This window comes from Pseudomonas sp. LAMO17WK12:I1, assembly GCF_900177315.1.
Taxonomy (GTDB): Bacteria; Pseudomonadota; Gammaproteobacteria; order Pseudomonadales; family Pseudomonadaceae; genus Aquipseudomonas; species Aquipseudomonas marginalis.
This window is the reverse complement of record NZ_FWZV01000021.1, coordinates 11,180-33,484: the sequence shown is the minus strand read 5'-3', so window position 1 is coordinate 33,484 and position 22,305 is coordinate 11,180. Positions and strand designations below refer to the sequence as shown.

At 63.9% G+C, this 22,305-nt stretch carries 18 protein-coding genes; 16 read left to right on the top strand and 2 right to left on the bottom strand.

Annotated elements, in window-relative coordinates:
• Window positions 1-72: 72 nt before the first annotated feature.
• From B9N88_RS29850 to B9N88_RS29840, 3 genes are all read left to right on the top strand, one after another.
• Entirely contained in the window at window positions 73-873 is an 801-nt protein-coding gene (locus B9N88_RS29850) for a glucose 1-dehydrogenase (RefSeq protein WP_027603115.1), read from the top strand.
• The gene (locus B9N88_RS29845) at window positions 866-2,692 is read left to right on the top strand and encodes a glycoside hydrolase family 15 protein (RefSeq protein ID WP_027603114.1); all 1,827 of its coding nucleotides are present in this window, start codon (window positions 866-868) and stop codon (window positions 2,690-2,692) included. Before B9N88_RS29850 ends, B9N88_RS29845 begins: the two co-directional genes overlap by 8 nt.
• A gap of 75 nt (window positions 2,693-2,767) precedes the next feature.
• Window positions 2,768-3,667, top strand: coding sequence for an alpha/beta fold hydrolase (locus B9N88_RS29840; RefSeq protein WP_027603113.1), 900 nt, complete (start codon window positions 2,768-2,770; stop codon window positions 3,665-3,667).
• On the opposite strand, the gene B9N88_RS29835 is transcribed toward B9N88_RS29840, so the two are convergent.
• Window positions 3,664-4,632: a GlxA family transcriptional regulator gene (locus B9N88_RS29835; RefSeq protein WP_027603112.1), complete on the bottom strand. Its 969-nt coding sequence runs from the start codon at window positions 4,630-4,632 to the stop codon at window positions 3,664-3,666. The genes B9N88_RS29840 and B9N88_RS29835 overlap by 4 nt on opposite strands.
• Window positions 4,633-4,722: 90 nt before the next feature.
• On the opposite strand from B9N88_RS29835, the gene inhA reads away from it, so the two are divergent.
• Window positions 4,723-5,403: an isonitrile hydratase gene (gene inhA, locus B9N88_RS29830; RefSeq protein ID WP_027603111.1), complete on the top strand. Its 681-nt coding sequence runs from the start codon at window positions 4,723-4,725 to the stop codon at window positions 5,401-5,403.
• Between the two features lie 182 nt (window positions 5,404-5,585).
• Here the strand turns inward: inhA and B9N88_RS29825 are convergent, their stop codons facing one another.
• Window positions 5,586-6,215, bottom strand: coding sequence for a LysE family translocator (locus B9N88_RS29825; protein ID WP_027603110.1), 630 nt, complete (start codon window positions 6,213-6,215; stop codon window positions 5,586-5,588).
• 159 nt (window positions 6,216-6,374) lie between these two features.
• On the opposite strand from B9N88_RS29825, the gene B9N88_RS29820 reads away from it, so the two are divergent.
• The 12 genes from B9N88_RS29820 to B9N88_RS29765 all read left to right on the top strand — a co-directional run bounded on the left by B9N88_RS29820 (window position 6,375) and on the right by B9N88_RS29765 (window position 22,303).
• Window positions 6,375-6,890: a sigma-70 family RNA polymerase sigma factor gene (locus B9N88_RS29820; protein ID WP_027603109.1), complete on the top strand. Its 516-nt coding sequence runs from the start codon at window positions 6,375-6,377 to the stop codon at window positions 6,888-6,890.
• Window positions 6,877-7,827, top strand: coding sequence for a FecR domain-containing protein (locus tag B9N88_RS29815; protein ID WP_027603108.1), 951 nt, complete (start codon window positions 6,877-6,879; stop codon window positions 7,825-7,827). Before B9N88_RS29820 ends, B9N88_RS29815 begins: the two co-directional genes overlap by 14 nt.
• A gap of 106 nt (window positions 7,828-7,933) precedes the next feature.
• A complete protein-coding gene (locus B9N88_RS29810) occupies window positions 7,934-10,420 on the top strand; it encodes a TonB-dependent siderophore receptor (RefSeq protein WP_027603107.1) in 2,487 nt (828 codons plus the stop codon).
• A gap of 430 nt (window positions 10,421-10,850) precedes the next feature.
• Window positions 10,851-12,290, top strand: a complete 1,440-nt coding sequence (locus B9N88_RS29805; RefSeq protein ID WP_027603106.1) for an undecaprenyl-phosphate glucose phosphotransferase — start codon at window positions 10,851-10,853, stop codon at window positions 12,288-12,290.
• Window positions 12,290-13,750, top strand: coding sequence for a mannose-1-phosphate guanylyltransferase/mannose-6-phosphate isomerase (locus tag B9N88_RS29800; protein ID WP_027603105.1), 1,461 nt, complete (start codon window positions 12,290-12,292; stop codon window positions 13,748-13,750). Before B9N88_RS29805 ends, B9N88_RS29800 begins: the two co-directional genes overlap by 1 nt.
• Window position 13,751: 1 nt before the next feature.
• Window positions 13,752-14,663: a glycosyltransferase family 2 protein gene (locus B9N88_RS29795; RefSeq protein ID WP_027603104.1), complete on the top strand. Its 912-nt coding sequence runs from the start codon at window positions 13,752-13,754 to the stop codon at window positions 14,661-14,663.
• 29 nt (window positions 14,664-14,692) lie between these two features.
• Window positions 14,693-15,469, top strand: coding sequence for a polysaccharide biosynthesis/export family protein (locus B9N88_RS29790; RefSeq protein ID WP_027603103.1), 777 nt, complete (start codon window positions 14,693-14,695; stop codon window positions 15,467-15,469).
• Between the two features lie 14 nt (window positions 15,470-15,483).
• Window positions 15,484-17,475: a GumC family protein gene (locus B9N88_RS29785; protein ID WP_027603102.1), complete on the top strand. Its 1,992-nt coding sequence runs from the start codon at window positions 15,484-15,486 to the stop codon at window positions 17,473-17,475.
• Entirely contained in the window at window positions 17,475-18,665 is a 1,191-nt protein-coding gene (locus B9N88_RS29780; RefSeq protein WP_027603101.1) for a glycosyltransferase, read from the top strand. Before B9N88_RS29785 ends, B9N88_RS29780 begins: the two co-directional genes overlap by 1 nt.
• Window positions 18,655-19,983 (top strand): cellulase family glycosylhydrolase, encoded by a 1,329-nt coding sequence (locus tag B9N88_RS29775; RefSeq protein ID WP_027603100.1) that lies wholly within the window; start codon window positions 18,655-18,657, stop codon window positions 19,981-19,983. The genes B9N88_RS29780 and B9N88_RS29775 overlap by 11 nt, the downstream gene beginning before the upstream one ends.
• A gap of 8 nt (window positions 19,984-19,991) precedes the next feature.
• Window positions 19,992-21,209: a glycosyltransferase family 4 protein gene (locus B9N88_RS29770; RefSeq protein ID WP_027603099.1), complete on the top strand. Its 1,218-nt coding sequence runs from the start codon at window positions 19,992-19,994 to the stop codon at window positions 21,207-21,209.
• Window positions 21,200-22,303 (top strand): glycosyltransferase family 4 protein, encoded by a 1,104-nt coding sequence (locus B9N88_RS29765; protein WP_027603098.1) that lies wholly within the window; start codon window positions 21,200-21,202, stop codon window positions 22,301-22,303. Before B9N88_RS29770 ends, B9N88_RS29765 begins: the two co-directional genes overlap by 10 nt.
• Window positions 22,304-22,305 lie beyond the last annotated feature (2 nt).

The following is a 22,305-nucleotide window of genomic DNA, read 5'->3' as shown; positions in this document are numbered from 1 at the left end:
TCACACGGCTGAACTTCCGTTACGCGCCGTCAGTCAGCTACTTGAACTCACGAATTCAAGGTCGGGTGGGCAATGCATATCTCGTTGGAGCAACAAGTGGCACTGGTAACAGGCGCCAGTTCCGGTATCGGCGCCGGTGCGGCCAGGGCCCTGGCGCAGGCCGGTGCTGCGGTGGTGCTCAATTACAACAGCCAGGCCGCGCCCGCCGAGGCCTTGGCAGAGCAGATCAACGCCGAGGGCGGCCGGGCGATTGCCATCGGCGCCGACGTGTCGAAAGAAGCCGATGTGGAACGCCTGTTCGCAAAGACCCTCGAGGCGTTCGGCCATCTGGACATCCTGGTGGCCAACTCCGGTATGCAGAAGGACGCCGCCGTGGTCGACATGACCCTCGACGACTGGAACGCCGTGATCGGCGTCAACCTCACCGGCCAGTTCCTCTGTGCCCGGGCGGCGGTACGCCTCTTCAAGCGCCAGGGCATCCGTGAAGGCGTATCCCGCGCCGCCGGCAAAATCATCCACATGAGCTCGGTGCACCAGTTGATCCCCTGGGCCGGGCACGTGAATTACGCGGCGTCCAAGGGCGGCGTTGACATGCTGATGCGCACCCTCGCCCAGGAAGTGAGTGAACAGCGCATCCGTATCAACGGCATTGCGCCGGGGGCGATTCGTACGGCGATCAACCGTGCCGCCACCGAAGGTGCGGCGGAACAGGCGCTGCTCAAGTTGATCCCCTATGGCCGGGTCGGCGATGTGGAGGACGTGGCCAACGCTGTGGTATGGCTGGCCAGTGACGCCTCCGACTACGTGGTCGGCAGCACCCTGTTCATTGATGGCGGCATGAGCCTTTACCCGGAGTTTCGTGACAATGGTTGATTTGAAAAAAGAACCACAAAGCGCCATCGATGCCCACGGCATCATCGGCGACATGCGCAGCGCAGCGCTGGTAAACGATAAAGGCAGCATCGATTTCTTCTGCTGGCCGGAGTTCGACAGCCCGTCGATCTTCTGCTCACTGCTCGACACCCCCGATGCCGGCACGTTCCAACTCACCCCGGACCTGCCCAACGCCCGCCGCGAACAGATCTACCTGCCCGACACCAATGTGCTGCAAACCCGTTGGCTCAGCGATGAAGCCGTGGTGGAAATCACCGACCTGCTGGTCATCAGCGAAGAAATCGACGACGTGCCCCTGCTGATTCGCCGCGTACGCGTAGTCAGCGGCACGGCCACCCTCCATCTGCGCTGCGCCGTGCGCCATGACTATGCGCGCGCGCCCACCGAGACGAGCCTGGATAACGCCAGCGTCTGTTTCAACGCCGATGGCCAGCCGGGCATGCGCCTGTGCGGCAGCCATCCGTTGCAGATCGAAGATAACGCCGCCGTGGCCCGCTTCACCCTGGGTCAGGAAGAAAGCGCCGAGTTCGTACTCGGCGGCCAGGACGATGAGCGTGTGGGCAGTGTCTGCACCGACCTGGCCCTGGCCCACACCTTGAAGTTCTGGCGCGGCTGGATCGCGAAGTCGAACTACCGCGGGCGCTGGCGCGAAATGGTCAACCGCTCGGCCCTGGCCCTCAAGCTGCTGACCTCGCGCAAACACGGCGCAATCATCGCCGCGGCCACCTTCGGCTTGCCGGAAACGCCTGCGGGCGAACGCAACTGGGACTACCGCTACACCTGGATCCGCGACGCCTCGTTTACCGTCTACGCGTTTATGCGCCTGGGTTTTGTCGACGAGGCCAACGCCTATATGCGCTGGCTCAAGGGCCGGGTCAGCGACTGCTGTGGCCAGCCGACCAAGATCCATATCCTCTACGGCATCGACGGCCGCCAGGAGCTGCCCGAAACCACGCTGGAGCACCTCAGCGGCCACGGCGGCGCCAAGCCGGTGCGCGTCGGCAATGGCGCGGTCGACCAGGTCCAGCTGGATATCTATGGCGAGTTGATGGACGCGGTGTACCTGGTCAACAAGTACGGCGAAGCCATCTCCCACGAGGGCTGGAAACACACGGTGGAAGTCGCTGACCAGGTGTGTGAAATCTGGAACCAGAAAGACGTGGGCATCTGGGAAATGCGCGGCGAGCAGCATCACTTCCTGCATTCGCGGCTGATGTGCTGGGTGGCCCTGGACCGTGCGATCCGCCTGGCCTCCAAGCGCTCGTTGCCGGCGCCGTTTGCACGTTGGGACCAGACGCGCCAGGCGATCTATGCCGATATCTGGAGCAACTTCTGGAACGAAGAACGCGGGCATTTCGTGCAGCACATCGGCAGCACCGCCCTGGACGGTTCGATGCTGCTGATGCCGCTGGTGCGTTTTGTCGCCGCCACCGACCCGCGCTGGCTGAGCACGTTGCAGGCGATCCAGAAAAGCCTGGTGCGCGACGGCATGGTCTACCGCTACCGCAACGACGACAACGCGATCGACGGCCTGCAAGGCACCGAAGGCGCATTCGCCGCCTGCTCGTTCTGGTACGTCGAATGCCTGGCCCGCGCCGGGCAGGTGGAGAAGGCCCACCTGGAATTCGAACAACTGCTGCGCTACGCCAACCCGCTGGGCCTGTATGCCGAAGAGTTCGACAGCCAGGCCCGCCACCTGGGCAATACGCCCCAGGCGTTGAGCCATCTGGCGTTGATCAGCGCGGCGACGTTCCTGGACCGCAAGCTCAGTGGCGAGAAGACGACCTGGCAGCCCTGAGGCGCCCTGCCTTTACAGGCAGGGCATCCCGCCATGTCTTTCGACTAGAGTTTCAACACCTGACAGGAGTCCACCATGACCATCACCGCCCCACTCCTCTACGTGCGCACCTCCATGCTCGATGTGGCGTATGAAACCCACGGTCCCATCGACGGCGAGCCTGTGATCCTGCTGCATGGTTTCCCTTACGACCCGCGCGGCTATGACGAGATTGCGCCGGTGCTGGCCGAACGCGGCTACCGGGTGCTGGTGCCGTACCTGCGCGGTTATGGCCCTACGCGGTTTATCAACGCGCAGGTGATGCGCTCCGGCCAACAGGCGGCGCTGGGCAAGGATCTGCTGGATTTCATGGATGCGCTGTCGATCCCGCGCGCCACCCTGGCCGGGTATGACTGGGGCGGGCGCGCGGCGTGTATCGTCGCGGCGCTGTGGCCCGAACGGGTACGCGGGCTGGTGACCGGCGATGGCTATAACATCCAGGACATTGCCAGGTCGCGCCAGCCACGGGCGCCGGCGACGGAGCATCGGTTGTGGTACCAGTTCTACTTCCACACCCCGCGCGGTGTGGACGGGCTGACGGCCAATCGCCGCGAACTGTGTGAGTTGCTGTGGTCGCTGTGGTCGCCGTCCTGGGCCGAAGGGCCGGGGCTGTATGGGCAGACGGCGCCGTCATTCGATAACCCGGATTTTGTCGAGGTGGTGATTCACTCCTATCGCCATCGTTTCATGTATGCGCCTGGCGATCCGGCGCTGGAAGCCATCGAGCAGGCCCTCGCGCGGCAACCGGCGATTGCGGTGCCGAGCATTTCGCTGTGCGGCGCCGATGACGGCGTAGGCCCGCCGTCGCAAGAGGATGACGACGTGGAGCATTTCAGCGCTTTTTACCGGCGGGAGGTGTTGCCCGGTGTGGGCCACAATATTCCCCAGGAAGCACCGCAGGCCACCCTCGACGCCCTGCTTGAATTGCTCGCCTAGGCCACCGGCGAGAACCGCTCGCGGTAGGCCTGGGGCGTCACCGACAAGGCCCGCATAAAGCTGCGGCGCAAGGTTTCTTCGCAGCCGAAACCACACTGCACGGCGATGCGCTTGATCGATGTGGTGCTGTCGGCCAGTTGCCGGCGCGCGCTTTCGACACGGATCAGCTCCACCGCGCGCGCGGGCGTCTGGCCGGTTTCGGCGCGGTAGTGGCGCACGAAGCTGCGCTCGCTCATGCCGGCCTGGGCGGCCAGGGTCGGGATACTCAGGTCGAGGGCCAGATGCTCGGCTATCCAGGCATGCAGCTCGGTGAAACGACTGCCGCCCTTTTGCAGGGACAGGGTCACGCTGAATTGCGACTGGCCGCCGGGGCGTTTCAGGAACACCACCAGGTGCCGCGCCACTTCCAGGGCCACGGCGCGGCCCAGGTCTTCTTCCACCAGGGCCAGGCACAGGTCGATACCAGCGGTCACACCGGCGGAGGTCCACACCGCGCCCTGCTGGATAAAGATCGGGTTGGGCTCCACGGTCAGCGCCGGAAACTTGCGCGCCAGTTCTTCGCAACGGGTCCAGTGGGTGGCGACGCGGCAACCATCGAGCAAGCCACTGGCCGCCAGCAAAAACGCACCGGTGCACACCGACGCCATGCGCCGACTGTGCCGGGCTTTTTCGCGCACCCAATCCACCAGCGCAGGCTTTTCAGCGGCGCCGTACACGCCCCAGCCACCCGCGATCACCAGGGTGTCGCAGGGCTGGTCGACCGCAGGCAACGGCTCGGCCACCAGCGCCAGGCCGGCGGAGGTCATCACCGGGCCGGCCTGGTCGGCGATCACCGTGACCGCGTAAGGCAACGGCACGCCACGCTGGCGCGCCAGGTCATTGGCCGACGCAAACACCTGCAACGGCCCGGTGACGTCGAGCACCTGGGCATTCTCGAAAGCGAGTACGTGAACAATTCTGGGCATGATTGGCGTGATTCGTGGGTTCAATGGCGTATTCGCCAAAGCCTAGGCCGCTAGAGTGAGGTCGTCTACCCCTTTCTCGGAGCTTCATTCATGACCTTGCAGATCGGCTTTCTGTTGTTCCCCGGCATTCAGCAACTGGACCTGACCGGCCCCTACGACGTATTGGGTTCGCTGCCGGACGTGAAACTGCACCTGGTATGGAAGGACCTGGCGCCGGTCACTTCAAGCACGGGCCTGGTGTTCACGCCGACCATGACCTATGCCGACTGCCCGACGCTGGATGTGATCTGCGTGCCCGGTGGTTCCGGCGTGGGCCCATTGATGGAAGACCCGCAGACCCTGGACTTCCTCAAGGCCCAGGCGCAGACCTCGCGCTACGTGACCTCGGTGTGCACCGGCTCGCTGGTGCTCGGCGCAGCGGGGTTGCTGCGCGGGCGCAAGGCGACGACGCACTGGGCCTACCACGACATGCTCGCCCCGCTCGGCGCCATCCCGGTACAGGAGCGCGTGGTGCGTGACGGCAACCTGTTCACCGGCGGTGGCATTACCGCCGGTATCGACTTTGCCCTGGTGCTGGCGGCGGAGTTGTACAGCGAAGCGGCGGCGCAACTGGTGCAGTTGCAGATCGAATACGCGCCGGCACCGCCGTTCGATTCGGGTCGTCCGGACACAGCGCCTGCGCATGTGCGGGAAGAAGCCAACAAACGCACCGCCGAATCGCGCAGGGTGCGCGGTGAAATCGTCGCGCGCGCAGCAGCACGGCTGGGCTGAGCCTGTACCTGTGGTGAGCGAGCTTGCTCGCGCTGGGGCGCGAAGCGGCCCCAAGCTTTGGAGGGGCTGCTGCGCAGCCCCGGCGCGAGCAAGCTCGCTCACCACAACAAGCTCGATCACCACAACAAGCTCGTTTGGCCACAGACCGCTTGCTCGCCGCACAATCCCTTCACCTCATGGGGTCAGGTTGGGCGCGACATCACCGCCAGGCGCACCGCCAGCACGCTCAGCACCGTCGCCAAGCCCCATCTCTGTAACCAGGCGCCTCTTGGGCGCCTGGCGAAGAAGCGGCTCAGCACCCCGCCGAAAATGCCCAGCAGCAGGTGAAACACCCCAGCGATCAAGGTCAGCACGCCGCCCAACAGCATCAACTGCACGGCGATGGAGCCGGCCTGCGGCCGTACGAACTGCGGCAAAAACACCACAAAAAACAGCAACGCCTTGGGGTTGAGCAGGCTGTTCAGCATGGCCTGCAGAAACACCCGGCCAAGGGGCACACGGTGCAGGTGGGCAGTATCTGGCCCAGGTTTTTTCTGCAGCGTCTTGAACACCAGCCACAGCAGGTAGACCACACCCGCACAGCGGATCACGTCAAAGGATGGCGGCCAACTGGCGACCAACGCCGTCACCCCGCTGGCGGTCAATGCGCTCAGCAGTATGTCGGCCACACCGATGCCCAGGGCCGAGGCCACTCCCCCACGCCAGCCGTGAGTGACGCCATGGCTGATCACAAAGGCCATGTTCGGCCCCGGGGATAACAGCAACAACAGCACAGCACCTGAAAAAACCGCCAGGGTCCCAAGGTCGATCATGCTCAAGCCCTCCACCGGGAAAGCCTGCAGATTAGTGCGTGGGCCCGGAGCGAACAAAAAATTGTGCTGGATACATTGTTCATCGGCAATTGCGAATGGCCACGACCAGCGTCTAGAATGCGAAACATTATCAATTAAGACTGCTGCGCCAGGATGCCCATGTCGAGCGATCACCCACTGGACCATGCCGCCATCGGCCAGCTTTACCACACCCATCACTCCTGGCTGCGCGGCTGGTTGAGCCGGCGCACCGGTTGCCGTGAACGTGCCGCCGACCTCGCGCAGGAAACCTTTGTGCGCCTGCTCAACGCACGCAAACAGCAGGCTGTGCTGCAGCCGCGCGCGTACCTGAGCAGCATCGCCCGCAGCTTGATGATCGACCAGTACCGGCGCCGTGAATTGGAGCGCGCCTACCTCGAAAGCCTGGCGCATTTCCCCCAGGCCGACGTGCCGTCGGAAGAAACCCGCCTGCTGATTCTCGACAGCCTGGAACGTATCGACCGCCTGCTCGACCAGCTCAAGCCGCGGGCGCGTGAAGCGTTCCTGCTGGCGCAACTGGACGGCCTGACCTGCGCTCAGATCGCCCTGCGCCTCGGGGTGTCCAAGGCTACGGTGGAGCGTGATCTGTCCAAGGCGCTGCACGCCTGCTATCGGTTGCGCTATGCCGACCTCTGACCCGCGCCTGGTCGACCAGGCTATCCAGTGGATGATCAAGCTGCGTTTCAACGTCGCCGACGACGCCAGCACCGCTGCGTTCGAGCGCTGGCTGCACACCAGCGCCGAACACCAGCAGGTCTGGCAACGGGTGGCGACGATGAATGATGAGTTCAGCCACCTGCCCGCGCAGGTCGGCCGCCACGCCCTGCACGGGGCGCGTCGACGTATCAGCCGGCGTGAAGGGTTGAAGCTGCTCGGCCTGGTGGCCGGTGCGGCCGGCCTGACCTGGTTCGGCCGCGACTGCACCCCGCTGCCCGCCTTGATGGCCGACTACCGCACTGCCACCGGCGAACGGCGTTGGGTGGCGTTGAACGACGGCAGCCGCATCCAACTGAACAGCGCCAGCGCACTCGACACGGCGTTTACTCAGGAACGGCGCCTGGTGCAGTTGCGCCAGGGTGAAATACTGGTCAATCCCGGTGCCGACACGCGGCCCTTCTGGGTACAGACCCGTGACGGTTACCTGCGCGCCCTCGGCACGCGCTTCCTGGTACGCGAAGAGCCCCAAGGCACCATGCTCGCCGTGCAGCAGGGCACGGTGGCGGTGTTTGCCGACAACCACGCCGCCGGCGCGCGCCAAGTGATCAACCCCGACGAACAGGTGCTGTTCGACCGCAGTGGCATTCGTTCTCTCGCCTCCAATGGCCTGGACCCTTGGGCCTGGAGCGATGGTGTGATCAGCGCCCGGGACATGCGCCTGGATGCTTTCCTCGCCGAGCTGGGCCGCTACCGCAACGGCCTGCTGCGCTGCAGCGAAGCGGTGGCCGGGTTGCGGGTGTCGGGCACTTATCAGTTGGACGACACCGATGAGGTGCTGGGCCTGGTAGCCCACTCACTCAAGCTCGATGTCACTTACCGCAGCCGCTACTGGGTGACCGTCACCGCCCGCGTTTAACATTCTCGAAAATAAATGAGGTGAATTCTCATTGCCGCTCGACCTGTAAGGAAAGGCCGATCAACAGGCCGGTTCTGTTCACTTCCTTCAGGAGCATCCCGCGGTCATGCACGCGTTCCCCTTCCCACGTTCACCCCTCAAGCACGCGGTGCACGCCGCCTTGCTCGGCGCCTGCCTGAGCTGCGCAACCGCGCCGCCGTTCGCATGGGCCGAAACGCCGGCCAGCGACACCCAGGCCCGCGACTGGAACATCGCCGCCGGTTCCCTGGCCACGGCCCTGGACCAGTTCGCCCGCCAGGCCGGCATCAGCCTGTCGTACGACGCCACCAGCGTCGCCGGCAAGACCAGCCAGGGCCTGAGTGGTCGCCTGGACCGCGAGCAGGCGCTCGACCGGTTGCTGCGTGGCCAGGGCCTGCAAGCCCAGCGCCAGGGCAACAGTACCTGGCTGCTGTTGCCGCAAGTGGCCGACGGCGGCGCGCTGAACCTGGGCGCCACCACGGTCACCGGTGAGCGGTTGGGCACCACCACCGATGGCACCGGGGCCTACACCACGGGTGCGGTGACGATCGGCAAGGGCGAACACAGCCTGCGGGAAACGCCGCAATCGGTGAGTGTGATGACCCGCCAATTGATGGATGACCAGAACCTCACCACCATCGATGACGTGATGGAACGCACGCCCGGGATCACCACTTACGAATCACCCATGGGCGGCAAATATTTTTATTCCCGTGGTTTCAAGATGCTCGGCCAGTACCAGTACGACGGCGTGCCCCTGGACATGGGCAAGGACTACGTGCAGGCCGACAGCTTCAGCGCGAACATGGCGATCTACGACCGCGTCGAAGTGCTCAAGGGCGCGGCGGGCATGCTCAAGGGCGCCGGCACCGCCAGCGGCGCGGTGAACTTCGTGCGCAAGCGGCCCCAGGCCAAGCCCACCACCAGCCTGTCGCTGTCCGCCGGCACCTGGGACAACTACCGCGCCGACGTCGACACCGGCGGCCCGCTGAATGACAGCGGTACGGTGCGCGGCCGCGCGGCGATCAGCCAACAGAATCGCGGTTCCTACATGGATATTTCCAAGCGCCAGGACCAGGCTTTCTATGGCGCCCTGGATGTCGATCTCAGCGCCGACACCACCCTGGGCTTCGGCGCCAGCCATGAAGACGTCGACGCCACACCGTGCTGGGGCGGCCTGCCGCGCTATGCCGACGGCAAAAGCGCCCACCTCAGCCGCTCCACCTGCCTGGGCCAATCCTGGAACGACTGGCAAAGCCGGCGCACCACCTTCTTCGCCGACCTCACCCATCACTTCAACGATGACTGGAAACTCAAGGTTGCGGCCGTGCACAGCCGCAACCTGCAAGACACCAAATACGCCGCCAGCGAAGGCACCATTGCCTACGGCAACCCGACGCCTACGGCCAACTCCTATGCGGCGCTGATGGACTACGACCACAAGGACTTCGGCCTCGACGCCTATGTGGACGGCAAGTTCGAAGCCTTCGGGCTGGAACACGAACTGATCCTCGGTGCCAATGGCAGCCGTGGTACCCAGGACGATGTGTACGCGATCCAGAACCTGCCCAGGCGCCAAGGCATCTACCAACCCGACCACCATTTCCCGGAGCCGGCCAACAGCACCTTCTGGCCGAACATGTATCGCGGCGGCACGGTGAAGGAAACCGCCACCCAGTACGGCGCCTACACCACCTTGCGCCTACGCCTGGCCGAGCCGTTGATGTTTATCGTAGGCAGCCGCGTGAGCTGGTACGAGAACCGTCGCCAGTCCAACAACCTGGCCTGGGGCGAGTGGGCCTTGCAGGATGCCCGCACCCGGGAAACCGGTGAAGTGACGCCGTTTGCCGCACTGATCTACGACCTCAACGAGCACCTGTCGGTGTACGCCAGCTACGCGGATATCTTCCAGCCGCAAAGTTCCTATGCCACGCTCGATGGCGCCGCGCTCAAGCCGAAGATCGGTGACAACTACGAGCTGGGTATCAAGGGCGAATGGTTCGACGGGCGCCTCAACAGCTCCCTGGCGCTGTTCCGCGCCGTCGAGAAAAACGCGGCCGAATCCGACTACATCGCCCAGTGCCCGACCTCCGCCGACGGCTATTGCTACACCGACAGCGGCAAGGTGCGCGCCCAAGGGGTGGAGGCGGAAATCAGCGGTGAAGTGCTCGAGCGCCTGCAGGTATCCGGCGGCTACACCTACACCCAGACCAAGTCCCTGAAGAACATCGATACCGCCCTGGAGGGCGGTACGTCCAACACCTACGTACCTCGACACATGCTGCGCATGTGGGGCGACTACCAGCTCGACGGCGCCCTGTCGAAATGGAGCGTGGGCACCGGCGTCAACGCCCAGAGCAGCAATTACCGCGTGCAGACCATCAAGCTCGAACAGGCCGGTTACGCAACCTGGAGTGCCCGTGTGGCGTACCGTATCGACGACACTTGGACCGTCGCACTCAACGGCAACAATCTATTCGATAAAAGCTACTACAACACTGTCGGAACAGCCTCCTGGGGCAACTTTTATGGCGAACCGCGAAATTTTACGGTGAGTTTGAAAGGCAACTTCTGATCTGGCGAAAGTCCCGCAGGCAGGGCACTTCGTGCGCCCTGCCAACCCCTCTTTGTCCCCCCTTCCTACCGCCTTTGAAAAAAGGTTTTTCCTTTATGCAGGAAAAATCCTGCATTTGTTTCTACACTCAAAAACACACCCAATCACCGCGTACCCGGACAAGGAATGTCAATAAAATGCCGAACAAAATACTGATAAACCTGTCTTCCCTGCCATCTCCGCACCACAGTCAATTAATTGACAGATTGATTAAGGTAACACTCCTGTAGTCACTACCCCCGCAAATTCCCTTCAAATGGATAGCTGCATTTGAATTGATAGTTGCGTATTACCCAGAGTAGCCGTAGTTGGAAGTGCTCTCTAAAGCAGTTCGCTGCTTTATTGAACAAACATCCAAACAATAGCTCTGGCGTGCAATGAGGGATGTTTTATGCGAGAGAAGTCGTCCGTCGACAGCCTGTTTTTAACGCGCGCCGGTTTTGTTGAGTTCTTTGTTGTTTTCGTCAAGTTCATACATGGCCTGAGTGCCATTTTGCCCCCGCTGATCCTGGTGATGTTCATCGACCCGATGGACCCCGAACTGCGCGGGCACTTCCTCGGCCTGCTGGTATTTTTCGCGGTCCTGACGATCATTCTGTTCCAGGCCCTGGGCATCTATTCCGAAGAACTGTTCAGCAACCGACTGCGCCTGAAAACCAAGGTGAAGGCATGGTCGGCGGCGTTTTGCATCCTGTTGTTCATGTACCAGATCCTGCAGTTTTTCCCGCAATTGACCCCGCGTAACCTGGTGGCCTGGTACGTCGCCAGCCTCGGGTTGTTCTGCCTTGAGCGCCTGCTGATGCTGCGCCTGTACCGCAGCCTGATGCGCAAGGGCAAATACCTGCAACGTACGGTGATCCTGGGCTTTACCGACACCGCCATGCACGTCGCCGACCACCTGCAACGCAACGGTGATATCCGCTCCGGCCTGATCGGCTTTATCGACGATCGCACCGAGCGGATCCCCAAGGAATTGAGCAACCTGCCCCTGCTGGGCAACACCCGTGAGCTGGAAAAACTCATCCGCGCCGAGCAGGTCAACCAAGTGATGATCTGCCTGCCCTGGGCCGCCGAGCAGCGCATCCACGGGCTGGTCAATCGCCTGCGGCAGATGTCGGTCAACGTGATGCTGGTGCCCGACATGGCCGCCCTGCGCTACGGCCATAGCCGCATCACCGATGTGGGCGGGATCCTGATGTTCAACACCTCGCAATTGCCGTTGCGTGGCTGGTCGCCGGTGATCAAGCGCCTGGAGGATGTGCTGCTGGCCAGCCTGGCCCTGGTGGCGCTGTCCCCTCTGATGGTCGCGACGGCGATTGCGATCAAGCTCGACTCCAAAGGGCCGATCCTGTTTCGCCAGAACCGCTTTGGCTACAACGACAACGAAATCCGCGTGTTCAAGTTCCGCTCGATGTACACCGACCAGAGCGACTTCACCGCCGAACGCCAGACCACCCGCCAGGACCCGCGCATCACCCGGGTGGGACGCATCATCCGCAAGACCAGCATCGACGAGCTGCCGCAATTGTTCAACGTGCTGCTGGGCAACATGTCCATGGTCGGCCCGCGCCCCCATGCCACGGCGACCAAAGCCGCCGGCATACCCTTCGAAGTGGCGGTGAGCGAGTACAGCTCGCGCCACCGCGTGAAACCGGGGATTACCGGCTGGGCGCAGATCAACGGTTACCGGGGTGAGACCGACACCCTGTTCAAGATCCAGAAACGTGTCGAGTACGACCTGGAGTACATCTCCAAGTGGTCGGTGTGGTTTGACCTGTACATCGTTTTCATGACGGTCCCGGCCGTCCTTTCCACCAAGGAAGTCTATTGATGAAGACCCTCAACGGATTAATTCCCTGCATCGTTTCCGGTGGTTCGGGCACTCGACTGTGGCCGGTGTCGCGGCAGAACATGCCCAAGCCGTTCATGCGCATGCGCGATGGCCAGAGCCTGCTGCAAAAAACCTTCCTGCGCGCGGCCAAACTGCCCGGCGTGGAAAGCGTGCTCACGGTGACCAACCGCGACCTGTTGTTTCGTACCCTCGATGACTACCGCGGAGTGAACAACGCCCGCCTGCCCCTGGACCTGCTGCTGGAACCGTTCGGTCGCAACACGGCGGCGGCCATCGCCGTGGCGGCCCTGCATGTGCAGGAGCATTTCGGCGGCGACGCACAGTTACTGGTGATGCCCGCCGACCACCTGATCCTCAATGAAGTGGCGTTCGCCGAGGCCGTGACCCAGGCCCGCGACCTGGCCGAAGCCGGCTACCTGGTGACGTTCGGCATCCAGCCCGACCACCCGGAAACCGGTTTTGGCTATATCGAGCAAGGCGAGGCGCTGAGCCATGGCTACCGGGTCAAACGCTTCGTCGAGAAACCCGACCTGGCCACCGCCCAGGCCTACCTGGACGGCGGCAAGCACCTGTGGAACGCCGGCATGTTCTGCTTCAAGGCCAGCACCCTGGTGGATGAGCTCGCCACCCATGCACCCGACGTGCTGGAGGCCGCATGCGCCGCGCTGGAGCACAGCCAGAGCCTGCAGAACACAACCTCGCGCCAACGTGAACTGGATGCGGATGCGTTCGGCAGTGCCCCGGATATTTCCATCGACGTGGCCTTGATGGAAAAGTCCCGGCAAGTGGCCGTGGTGCCCTGTGACATTGGCTGGAGCGACATCGGGTCCTGGGAAGCGCTGCGCCAGCTCACCCCCAGCGATGCCCATGGCAACCAGGTCAATGGCGAAGCGATTTTGCACGACGTGCACAACTGCTACATCGACTCGCCCAAGCGCGTGTTGGGCGCCGTGGGGGTGCGCGACCTGATCATCGTCGACACCCCCGACGCGCTGCTGATCGCCGACGCCCACCGCAGCCAGGATGTGCGCCATATCGTCGCCGAGCTCAAGCGCCAGAACCATCCGGCGTACAGCCTGCACCGCACGGTGACCCGGCCGTGGGGCACCTACACCGTGCTGGAGGAAAGCAGCCGTTTCAAGATCAAGCGCATCGTGGTCAAGCCCCTGGCCTCGCTGTCGTTGCAGATGCACCACCACCGCAGCGAACACTGGGTGGTGGTCAGCGGCGCGGCACAGATCACCAATGGCGACCGCGAGTTCCTGATCAACGCCAACGAGTCCACCTACATTCCCGCCGGGCACAAACACCGGCTGACCAACCCCGGCATCATCGACCTGGTGATGATCGAAGTGCAGAGCGGCGAGTACCTGGGCGAAGACGACATCGTGCGCTTCGACGACATCTACGGCCGCGCGCCTGCCGAGGCGAAGAAATGACATGCGTACTTCATTGATCATCCCCACCCGTAACGCCTCCAGCCACCTGGCACGCCTGCTGCCTGCGCTGAAGATGCAAACCCTGCAACCTGACGAGATGCTGGTGGTGGACAGCGCCTCCAGCGATGACACCGTGGCGCGCTTTCGAGCGTTCGGCGCGCGGGTCGAGGTGATCGACGCCCGTGACTTCAACCACGGCGGCACCCGCCGCTGGGCCAGCGAACAGGTGGGTGGCGACGCGCTGATCGTGATGACCCAGGACGCCATCCCGGCAACGCCCGAGACCTTTGCCAACCTGCTCGATGAATTGCAGCAGGACCCGCTCAACGGCGTCGCCTACGGGCGGCAATTGCCCCACCCCGATGCGGGCTTGCTGGGCGCGCAATCGCGGCACTTCAACTACCCGGAACACAGCCGCAGCAAAAGCCTGGCCGATGCACCGGAGCTTGGGATCAAGACCTGCTTCAGCTCCGACTCGTTTTCGGTGTACCGGCGCAGTGTGTTGCAGGCCGTTGGTGGCTTCCCTGCCGACGTGATCGGCAGCGAAGACGCCTTTGTGGCCGCACGCATGCTGCTCGACGGCTACAAGGTGCGCTATGCCGCCACCGCGCTGGTGCATCACTCCCACGATTACAAACTCATGGACGAGTTTCACCGCTACTTCGACATTGGCGTGTTCTACGGCCGCGAGCCGTGGATCAAGCAGGCCTTTGGCGACGCGGGTGGCGAGGGCAAACGCTATGTGCTGGCCGAACTCGCGGCGCTGCGCAAAGCCGGCGCCTTGCACCGCGCGCCCGAGGTGCTGGTGCGCAGTGCGTTCAAACTGCTCGGTTACCGCCTGGGCCATCTTGAACGCCGCCTGCCGCTCGCCCTCAAGCGGCGCATCAGCATGTTTCCCGGTTATTGGAGGTGAGCAGCATGACCCACAGGAAGTCCCCCTTGATGAAGCGAAGCGTGCTCGCCCTGGCCATGCTGGCCCTGGCCGCCTGCAACACCCCGGCGCGTATCGAGCCACCGGACAGCAAGACCGTCGAGGACGGCAAGCGCGCCCTCGACCAACTGGCCCAGCTGCCACCGGCGGTGGAACGCATCCGTATCGGCGACCAGTTGCGCATCGTCCGCGATGCCGGCGAGATGCCGACGCTGTCGGCGTTCAACGTCAGCACCATCTACGAGCTGACGCTGTACACGGTGCAGACCGACGGCAAGATCAACTACCCGTTCCTGGGGCCGATCCAGGTTGCCGGGCGCCAGCCATCGGAGCTGGCCACCCAACTGACCCACGAGCTCGCGGCGACCTACCGCGAACCCCGGGTGACGGTGAACATCAACCAGGCACCGAGCAACTCGGTGATCGTCGGCGGTGCGGTGAATAACCCCACGGCGGTGCAGATCGCCACGGCCAACACCCTGGAGCAGGCGATTGTCGGCGCCGGCGGGGTCAGCCCGGCGGGCAACGCGAGCATGGTCGCGCTGCTGCGCGAAGATGCCCAGGGCGCCTATCGTGCTTACTTCCTGGACTTCAGCCAGCTCCTCAAGACCGGCGCCAACGGACGCAAGCCGGTACGCCTGCAACGCGGCGACGTGGTGTTCGTGCCCAAGTCCAACGTCGGCGAGCGCATCCAGGGCGTGGACACCTACATGAACCAACTGATCCCGTTCACCAAGTCCATCGGGGTCGGCTACAACTACACGCGAACCAGCGGCGGCAGTAATTAAAGGAGCGACATCCCATGATCGAGATCCGTTCTTTTCGTGATCTGCTACGCCTGTTCTTCATCTTCCGCCACGAGTTCAAACTGGCCGCCATTGCGGCACTGGTGATCATTCTGCTGGGGGCTTTCCTGCTGCCGGCCAAGTACGAATCCACGGCGCGCCTGCTGGTCAAGCCGGGGCGTGATTCGACCTTGCCCATCGAGATCAGCAACCGCCAGGCGCTGGTGATGCCCAGCACCCAGCGCGACCCGATTGTCGACGAGGAGCGTCTGCTCACCGGGCGCCCGATTGTGCGGGCGGTGGCCGAGCACTACCTGGAGGTGATCAGTAACGCACCGCCACCGGAAGGCTTCTGGAAGCGCACCAAGTATTACGTCAAGAGTGGCGTAGGTGCGGTGTTCGATGGCATCCGCGTGGTACTGGAAACTGTCGGCGTGGTGGAAAAAACCACGCCGGTGGAACGCCTGGCGGCGGGCCTGGAAAAGAACTTCGAAGTGAGCCACGCGGCCGGCTCCACGGTCATGGACATCAACTTTACCTGGGGCGACCCGGAGATAGCCCAGGCGGTGGTCAAGGATTGGGTCGAGACCTATGTCAACGAACGCACCCAGGCCCTGGGGCGCAAGAGCCTGTACGTCTTCTATGAAGGCCAGGTCGCCACCAGCGCCACCGAGATCCAGAGCTACAAGCAGCAGATCCTCACGCACCTGAACCAGATCGGCGCGGCGAGCATCACTGATCGCCTGGAAGACTTGTCCGAGCGCATCAACGTACTGCGGGGCGAAACGTTCAACACCACGCGCCTGATCGCCTCCTCCGACAGCGCTATACAGAGCACCCGCACCCAGCTCAAGAGCCAGCCCAAGGAAGTCACCACGGTGCGCCAGATCGCACTGAACCCCCAGCAGCAGGACCTGCGCCGCCTGCTGAACCAGAAGCTGCTGGAAAAGGCCGACATGATGCGCACCTACACGGACAACGCGCCGCCGGTCAAAGCCCTGGATGCGTCGATCCGCGCAATGCAGGCCCATGTCGCGAGTGAAAGCAACACCGTGCAAAGCTCGGAAAACCGCGCGCCCAATACCCTGGAAATCCACTTGCAGCGAGTACTGCTGGATGAGTCGAGCAACAACCTCGCGCTGCGTACCCAACTGACTCAACAACAGAAACAACTGGCCAACCTCGAAGCCCAGCGCAAGCAAGCCCTGGAGATCGAACCGGAACTGACACGCCTCGCCCGGGAGCTGGGCGCCGCCGAACGCAACTACGCGCTGTATGTGGACAACCTGGAGAAATCACGCATCGACCGTGAACTGGATAACAGCCAGATCAGCAACATCGCGGTGATCGAAGAGGCCACCCTGAACCCCGGCCGCATCTTCCCCAAAACCCTGGTGATGCTGGTGCTGGCGGTCCCATTCGCCGTCGTCGTCGGCCTGCTGGTGATTTACCTGTGCTACCTGCTCGACCAGCGCATCCACGATGGCGGCCTGGCGGAACGCAAGTTCGGCCTGCCGCTGTGGACCACCTTGCCCGAGCTGGACACCAGCACCGCCCAAAGCACCAACGCGTTCAATGCGAGCATCTACCGGCTGTACGGGTTGCTGCAGTTGGAGCGCATCGCCGAGCAGGGCCTGACCCTGGGGCTGACCTCGGCACGTCACGGCGAAGGGGTGACCTTTGTGGTGGAACAACTGCGTCAGTTGCTGCAGGAAAACGGTATCAACGTGCGTGTGGGCGGCGCCGAACCGGCGGCGCCAGGTGAAGTGGTGCTGCTGGACGCCTCGGCGCTGCTGGATAACCGCGATGCGTTTATCAACCTGCGTCGGGCCGACCTGATCGGGCTGGTGGTGGAAGCGCAGAAGAGCACGGTGCCGGTGGTGGAGCACGCGCTGTCGATCCTCAACACCGCGTTCGGCAAGGTCGACGGCATCATCATCAACCGGCGCAAATTCGAAGTGCCGGCCAAGGTGCTGAAAACCATCGCCAAGTACCGAGGGGCATTCTGATGCGCGTCGCCCTGCTCGCCCCGTTACCGCCGGAGAAAAATGGCATCGCCGACTACGCGAACCATTTCCGCAGGGCACTGGAACAACTGGAGGTGACGGTGCTGACGCCGTTGGCCGGGGTGGCGGGCAACAGCGAGGCGATCAAACAGGCCATCGGTGGTTTCGACTGGCACAGCGTGGACCTGGTCCACGCCGAGCTGGGCGGCGGACGGCTGGGGGAGTTCCTGGCCCTGCGCGAATTGCGCAAGGCCTACCCGGCACTGCCCTTGACCGCCACGGTGCATGATCCGGAACGCATCGTCTGGCGGCGTGAGCGCTTGCCATTCCCGTTGAACCTGCTGGAGCGCTTGCCCAGCCCGATGCCACAGGCCGCAGTGGTGCTGGCCGATCCGCTGACCTTGCGTGAAGAGCGCCTGGTCGCCGCCGGCTTGACCCGCTTGATCACCCTCACCCGCCTGGGCGCCGAGTGCCTGGGCCAACGCATGCAACTGCCGGCGGGGAAAGTCGCGGTGATCCACCATGCCAACCTGGCGATTGCATCGGCGCCGTTGCCGCCCCTGGATACGCTGCGCCTGCTGTACTTCGGGTTTATCTACCGGGGTAAAGGCATCGAAGACCTGTTAGAGGCCCTGGCCGGCGTATTCAAGCAGGCCCCCGAATTGCGTGAGCGTGTGCGCCTGACCCTGGCCGGTGGCACCGCCGCCGAAATGGCGTTTGGCGCAGGCGGCAACTACCTGGAGCAGTTGAACCGCCAGATCGCCGAACTCGGCCTGGCGGATGCCATCGACTGGCAGCTGAACCTGCCGGCCGACGAGATTGCCCAGACCATCCAGGCCCACCATGTGATGGTACTGCCCTATCGCGAATCGAAAAAACTCGGCCTGCTCGGGCGCCAACGCGGGACTAGTGGCGCGCTGTCCTGGGCTGCCGCCTGCGGGCGTGGGGCGATTACCTCCGACGCTCGCGCGTTTGCCGAGGAAGTCGCCAGCGGCAACGGTGCCCTCTACCCCGAAGGCGATGTGGATGCCCTCAGCGCGCAACTGCTGCGCCTGGCGCGCACGCCGCTGCTGGCCCGGGACTGGGCCGAACGCGCCGGCGAAATCGGCCGCGAGCGCTTATGGCCGTTGACCGCGCAAAAGTTCAAGGCACTGTTTGAGCAAGCCATCGAGGGCCGCCACCATGGCGCGTAAACGCACCTACGTCGCCACCCTGGTTGTGGTCGCCGCCCTGGGCCTGACCGCGTTTTTGTGGGGGCGCCAGGCCGATGCCGAGAGCCATGTGCTCAAGGGCAACAAAACCGTGGTGTGGAAGGATTTCCTCGGGGTGAACGCGCAGTTCCTGTGGTTCGCCCCTGAGCGCTATCAGAAGCAGATCGACCGTCTCAAGGCGCTGGGCCTGGAGTGGGTACGCCTGGATTTGCATTGGGACCAGCTGGAGCCGGTCGAAGGGCAGTACCAGGTTGCGACGCTGGATCAGTTGGTGGGCAAACTGCAGGACAACCAGCTCAAGTCGGTGTTCTACCTGGTCGGGTCGGCGCCGTTCGCCACCACTGCGCCGGTGGGGGCGCCGTATCAGGACCAGTACCCGCCAAAAGATCCTAACGTGTTCGCCAACCGCATGGCGCTGTTGGCCCAGCGCTACCCCAGTGTTGACGCCTGGCAGGTGTGGAACGAACCGAACCTGCTGGGCTTCTGGCGCCCGGTGACCGACCCGGCCGGCTACGCCGCACTGCTGACTACCACCGCCGCCGCGTTGCGCGCAATGAACCCGAGCAAACCGGTGGTGGCCGCCGGCATGGCATTCTTCAGCGAAATGCCCAACGGCCAGAGCATGTTTGATGCCCTCGGCGCCCTGGGCGTGGCCAGCCTCAATACCGTCGTCTCGTACCACCCCTATACCCAATTGCCCGAAGGCAACGACCCGGCCAACCTGGACTTTATCGCCAGGACCACCGCGCTCAACCAGGCCCTGCGCAACGGCGGCGTGCAGACCCTGTGGAGCACCGAGTGGGGCTGGTCGACCTACACCGGCCCCAAAGACGCCCAGGACATCATCACCCCACAGGCCCAGGCCGATTACGTGGTGCGCCGCCTGGCGCTGATGAGTGCGCTGGATTACGACCGGATCTTCCTGTTTACCCTCAGCGATCTGGACCAGCGCGCCAGTGTGCGGGACCAGTCTTACGGCTTGCTCGACATCGACGCCAACCCCAAGCCGGTCTACACCGCGCTGAAAAATTTCCTCGACGTCAGCGGTCCGACGCTCACCCCCGGCGATCCGCCCAGCGCCGACCAGTTGCCCGACGGCCTGTTCAGCATCGGCTGGACCCGCGCCGACGGGCGCAAGCTATGGTTCTTCTGGGCGGCCGGGGGCGGCAACGCACACCTGCCCAACCTGGCCAGCGCCACCCTGTATGACCCGCTGCGCGGTACGCAAACCCCGGTAAGCGGCACCCATGGACTGACCGTCATGGTCAAGCCGAACCTGCAAATTCTGTTATGGGAGTGAGGCCCGCCATGCGCATTTTATGGATCCTGCCCTACTCGCCCTGGCCCGCCACCAGCGGCGGCAAGACGCGCCAGTTCCACCTGCTGCGCAGCCTGGCGGCGCGGGGGCATCGGATCACCTTGCTGCTGCATGACAAGCATCCGGTGTCCCCTGCCGACCGCCAGGTGCTGGAAGCGTTTGTCGAACAGTTGATCATCCTGCCGCGCCGCCCGTTGCGCAGCCTCAAGACCCTGGTGGCGGGGCTGTTTGCACCCTACCCGCTGCTGGCCAGCGTGAATGGGCTGGCGGGCGAGTTGCAGGACACCTTCAACTGGTTGCTGGGTGAGCAGTGGGACGTGGTGCAGATCGAGCACAGCTACAGTTTCCAGCCTTACGAGGATGCGCTGGCGCGTAAATCACAGCCCTTTGTGCTGACCGAACACAATGTGGAATCGGCCCTGGGCGCGGCCACCTACGACCGCTTGCCGCGTTGGTCGCTGCCGTTCATTCGCTACGATCAATGGCGCTATGCCCGCTGGGAACGCCGGGTGATGCGCCAGGCCGCGCAGGTGGTGGCGGTCACTCAAAGCGATGCGCACACCCTGGAGAAAATCGCCGGAAAACCCGTGCCGGTGGTGGTCAATGGCGTGGACTGCGATCACTTCGCCGCCGCCCATCCCGACCCGTCGACACGCCGCGTGCTGTTCCTCGGCAACTATGAATACGCGCCGAACGTGGACGCCATCGAATGGGCCCTGGATGAAATCCTGCCCAAGGTCTGGGCGCGCTGTGCGGATGCGCGCATGAGCGTGTGCGGCTTCGGCATGCCCGGCAGCTGGCGCGAGCGTTGGAAAGACCCGCGTATCGAGTGGCAAGGCTTCGTGCCCAACCTGCTGGACCTGCAATCGAGCTGTTCGGTGTTCCTGGCCCCGTTGCGCCACGGCGGCGGCTCCAAGCTCAAGGTGCTCGAAGCCCTGGCCGCCGGCCTGCCGCTGGCCAGCACCGAACAAGGCGTGTCGGGGCTGGACCTGGTGGAAGGCCTGGACTACCTCGGTGGGCAAAGCGCCGACGACCTGGCCGATGCCGTGGTGCGCCTGCTGCAATGCCCTGAAGCCGCCGCGCCCATGGGTGAGGCGGGCCGCGCCTACGTACGCCGCGCCCATGACTGGAGCGTCGCCGCCAGCCAATTGGAGCAGGTGTACGCCACCCTCGTGCCGCTGAGCCAGAGGGAGCCCGCATGCGTATAGGCCTGGATTACCGCACCGTCGGCACCTCGCCGCAATCGGGCATCAGCCGCCAGGTGTATGCGCTGGAAAGCGCCCTGCACACCTTGCCGGGCATTGAACTTGAACGGTTTACCGTGGCACCACTGGGCGATGAAACGCGCCTGCAGGCCCACTGCCCGGCGTGGGGCTGTGCCAAGACCGCCATGCACCAGCCGCAGAATCGTCTGCGTTTTGAGGCCGGTTTTCTGCCGCGCGCCTTGCGCGAGGAGCGTATCGACCTGTACATCAGCACCTTCAACATGGGCCTGCCGTTGCCGCCCAAACCGAAAGGCTTGCGCACCGTGGTACTGCTGCATGACCTGTTCCAGATCACCCTGGAGAACTACCATGCCAACCGCTTGAAGGCGCTGATCTACAAGACCAGCGATCGCCTGTCGATTACCTACGCGGTGCACAGCGCCGACCGCGTGTGGACGCCGTCGCAATACAGCGCCGATGAAACCGCACGGCTGTTTCCCAAGGCGGTGGGCAAGATTCGTGTGCTGCCCAATCAGGTCGATGGCTTTGCCGGGCTGGTGGCGGACCTGAGCCGGCATCAATTGCCCGAGCGCTACTGGCTGCTGGTGGGCACCCGCGAGTTGCGCAAGAACGTGCCGTTTTTGGTGGACGCCTGGCAGCAGGCGCGGCGCCAATCCCCTTCGGTGCCGGAGTTGGTGCTGGTGGGCAGTTTGGAACACTTGCCCGAAGCCCAGCGCACATTGCCGGGGATTCGCGCCCTGAGTGGCGTGTCGGACGCCGAGTTGCAGGGGCTGTACCGCCAGGCGTCACGCCTGTGGCAGCCGTCCTATGCCGAAGGCTTTGGCCTGCCGGTGATCGAGGCCCTGAGCGTCGGTACGCCGGTGGCGGTGGCGAGCGGCACTTCGCTGGATGAAATCACCCCGCCGTCGGCCCCGCGGTTTTCGCCCACCGATGGCCCGGCGCTGGTGCAATTGATGCTCAGCCTGGGCGCGCGGCCGGATGAAGACTGCGCCGAGCAACGGCGCCTGTGGGCGCAACGTTTCAACCATCATGCTTATCGCCAACGCCTGGCCGAACTGATCGAGGAACTTCAGTGAGA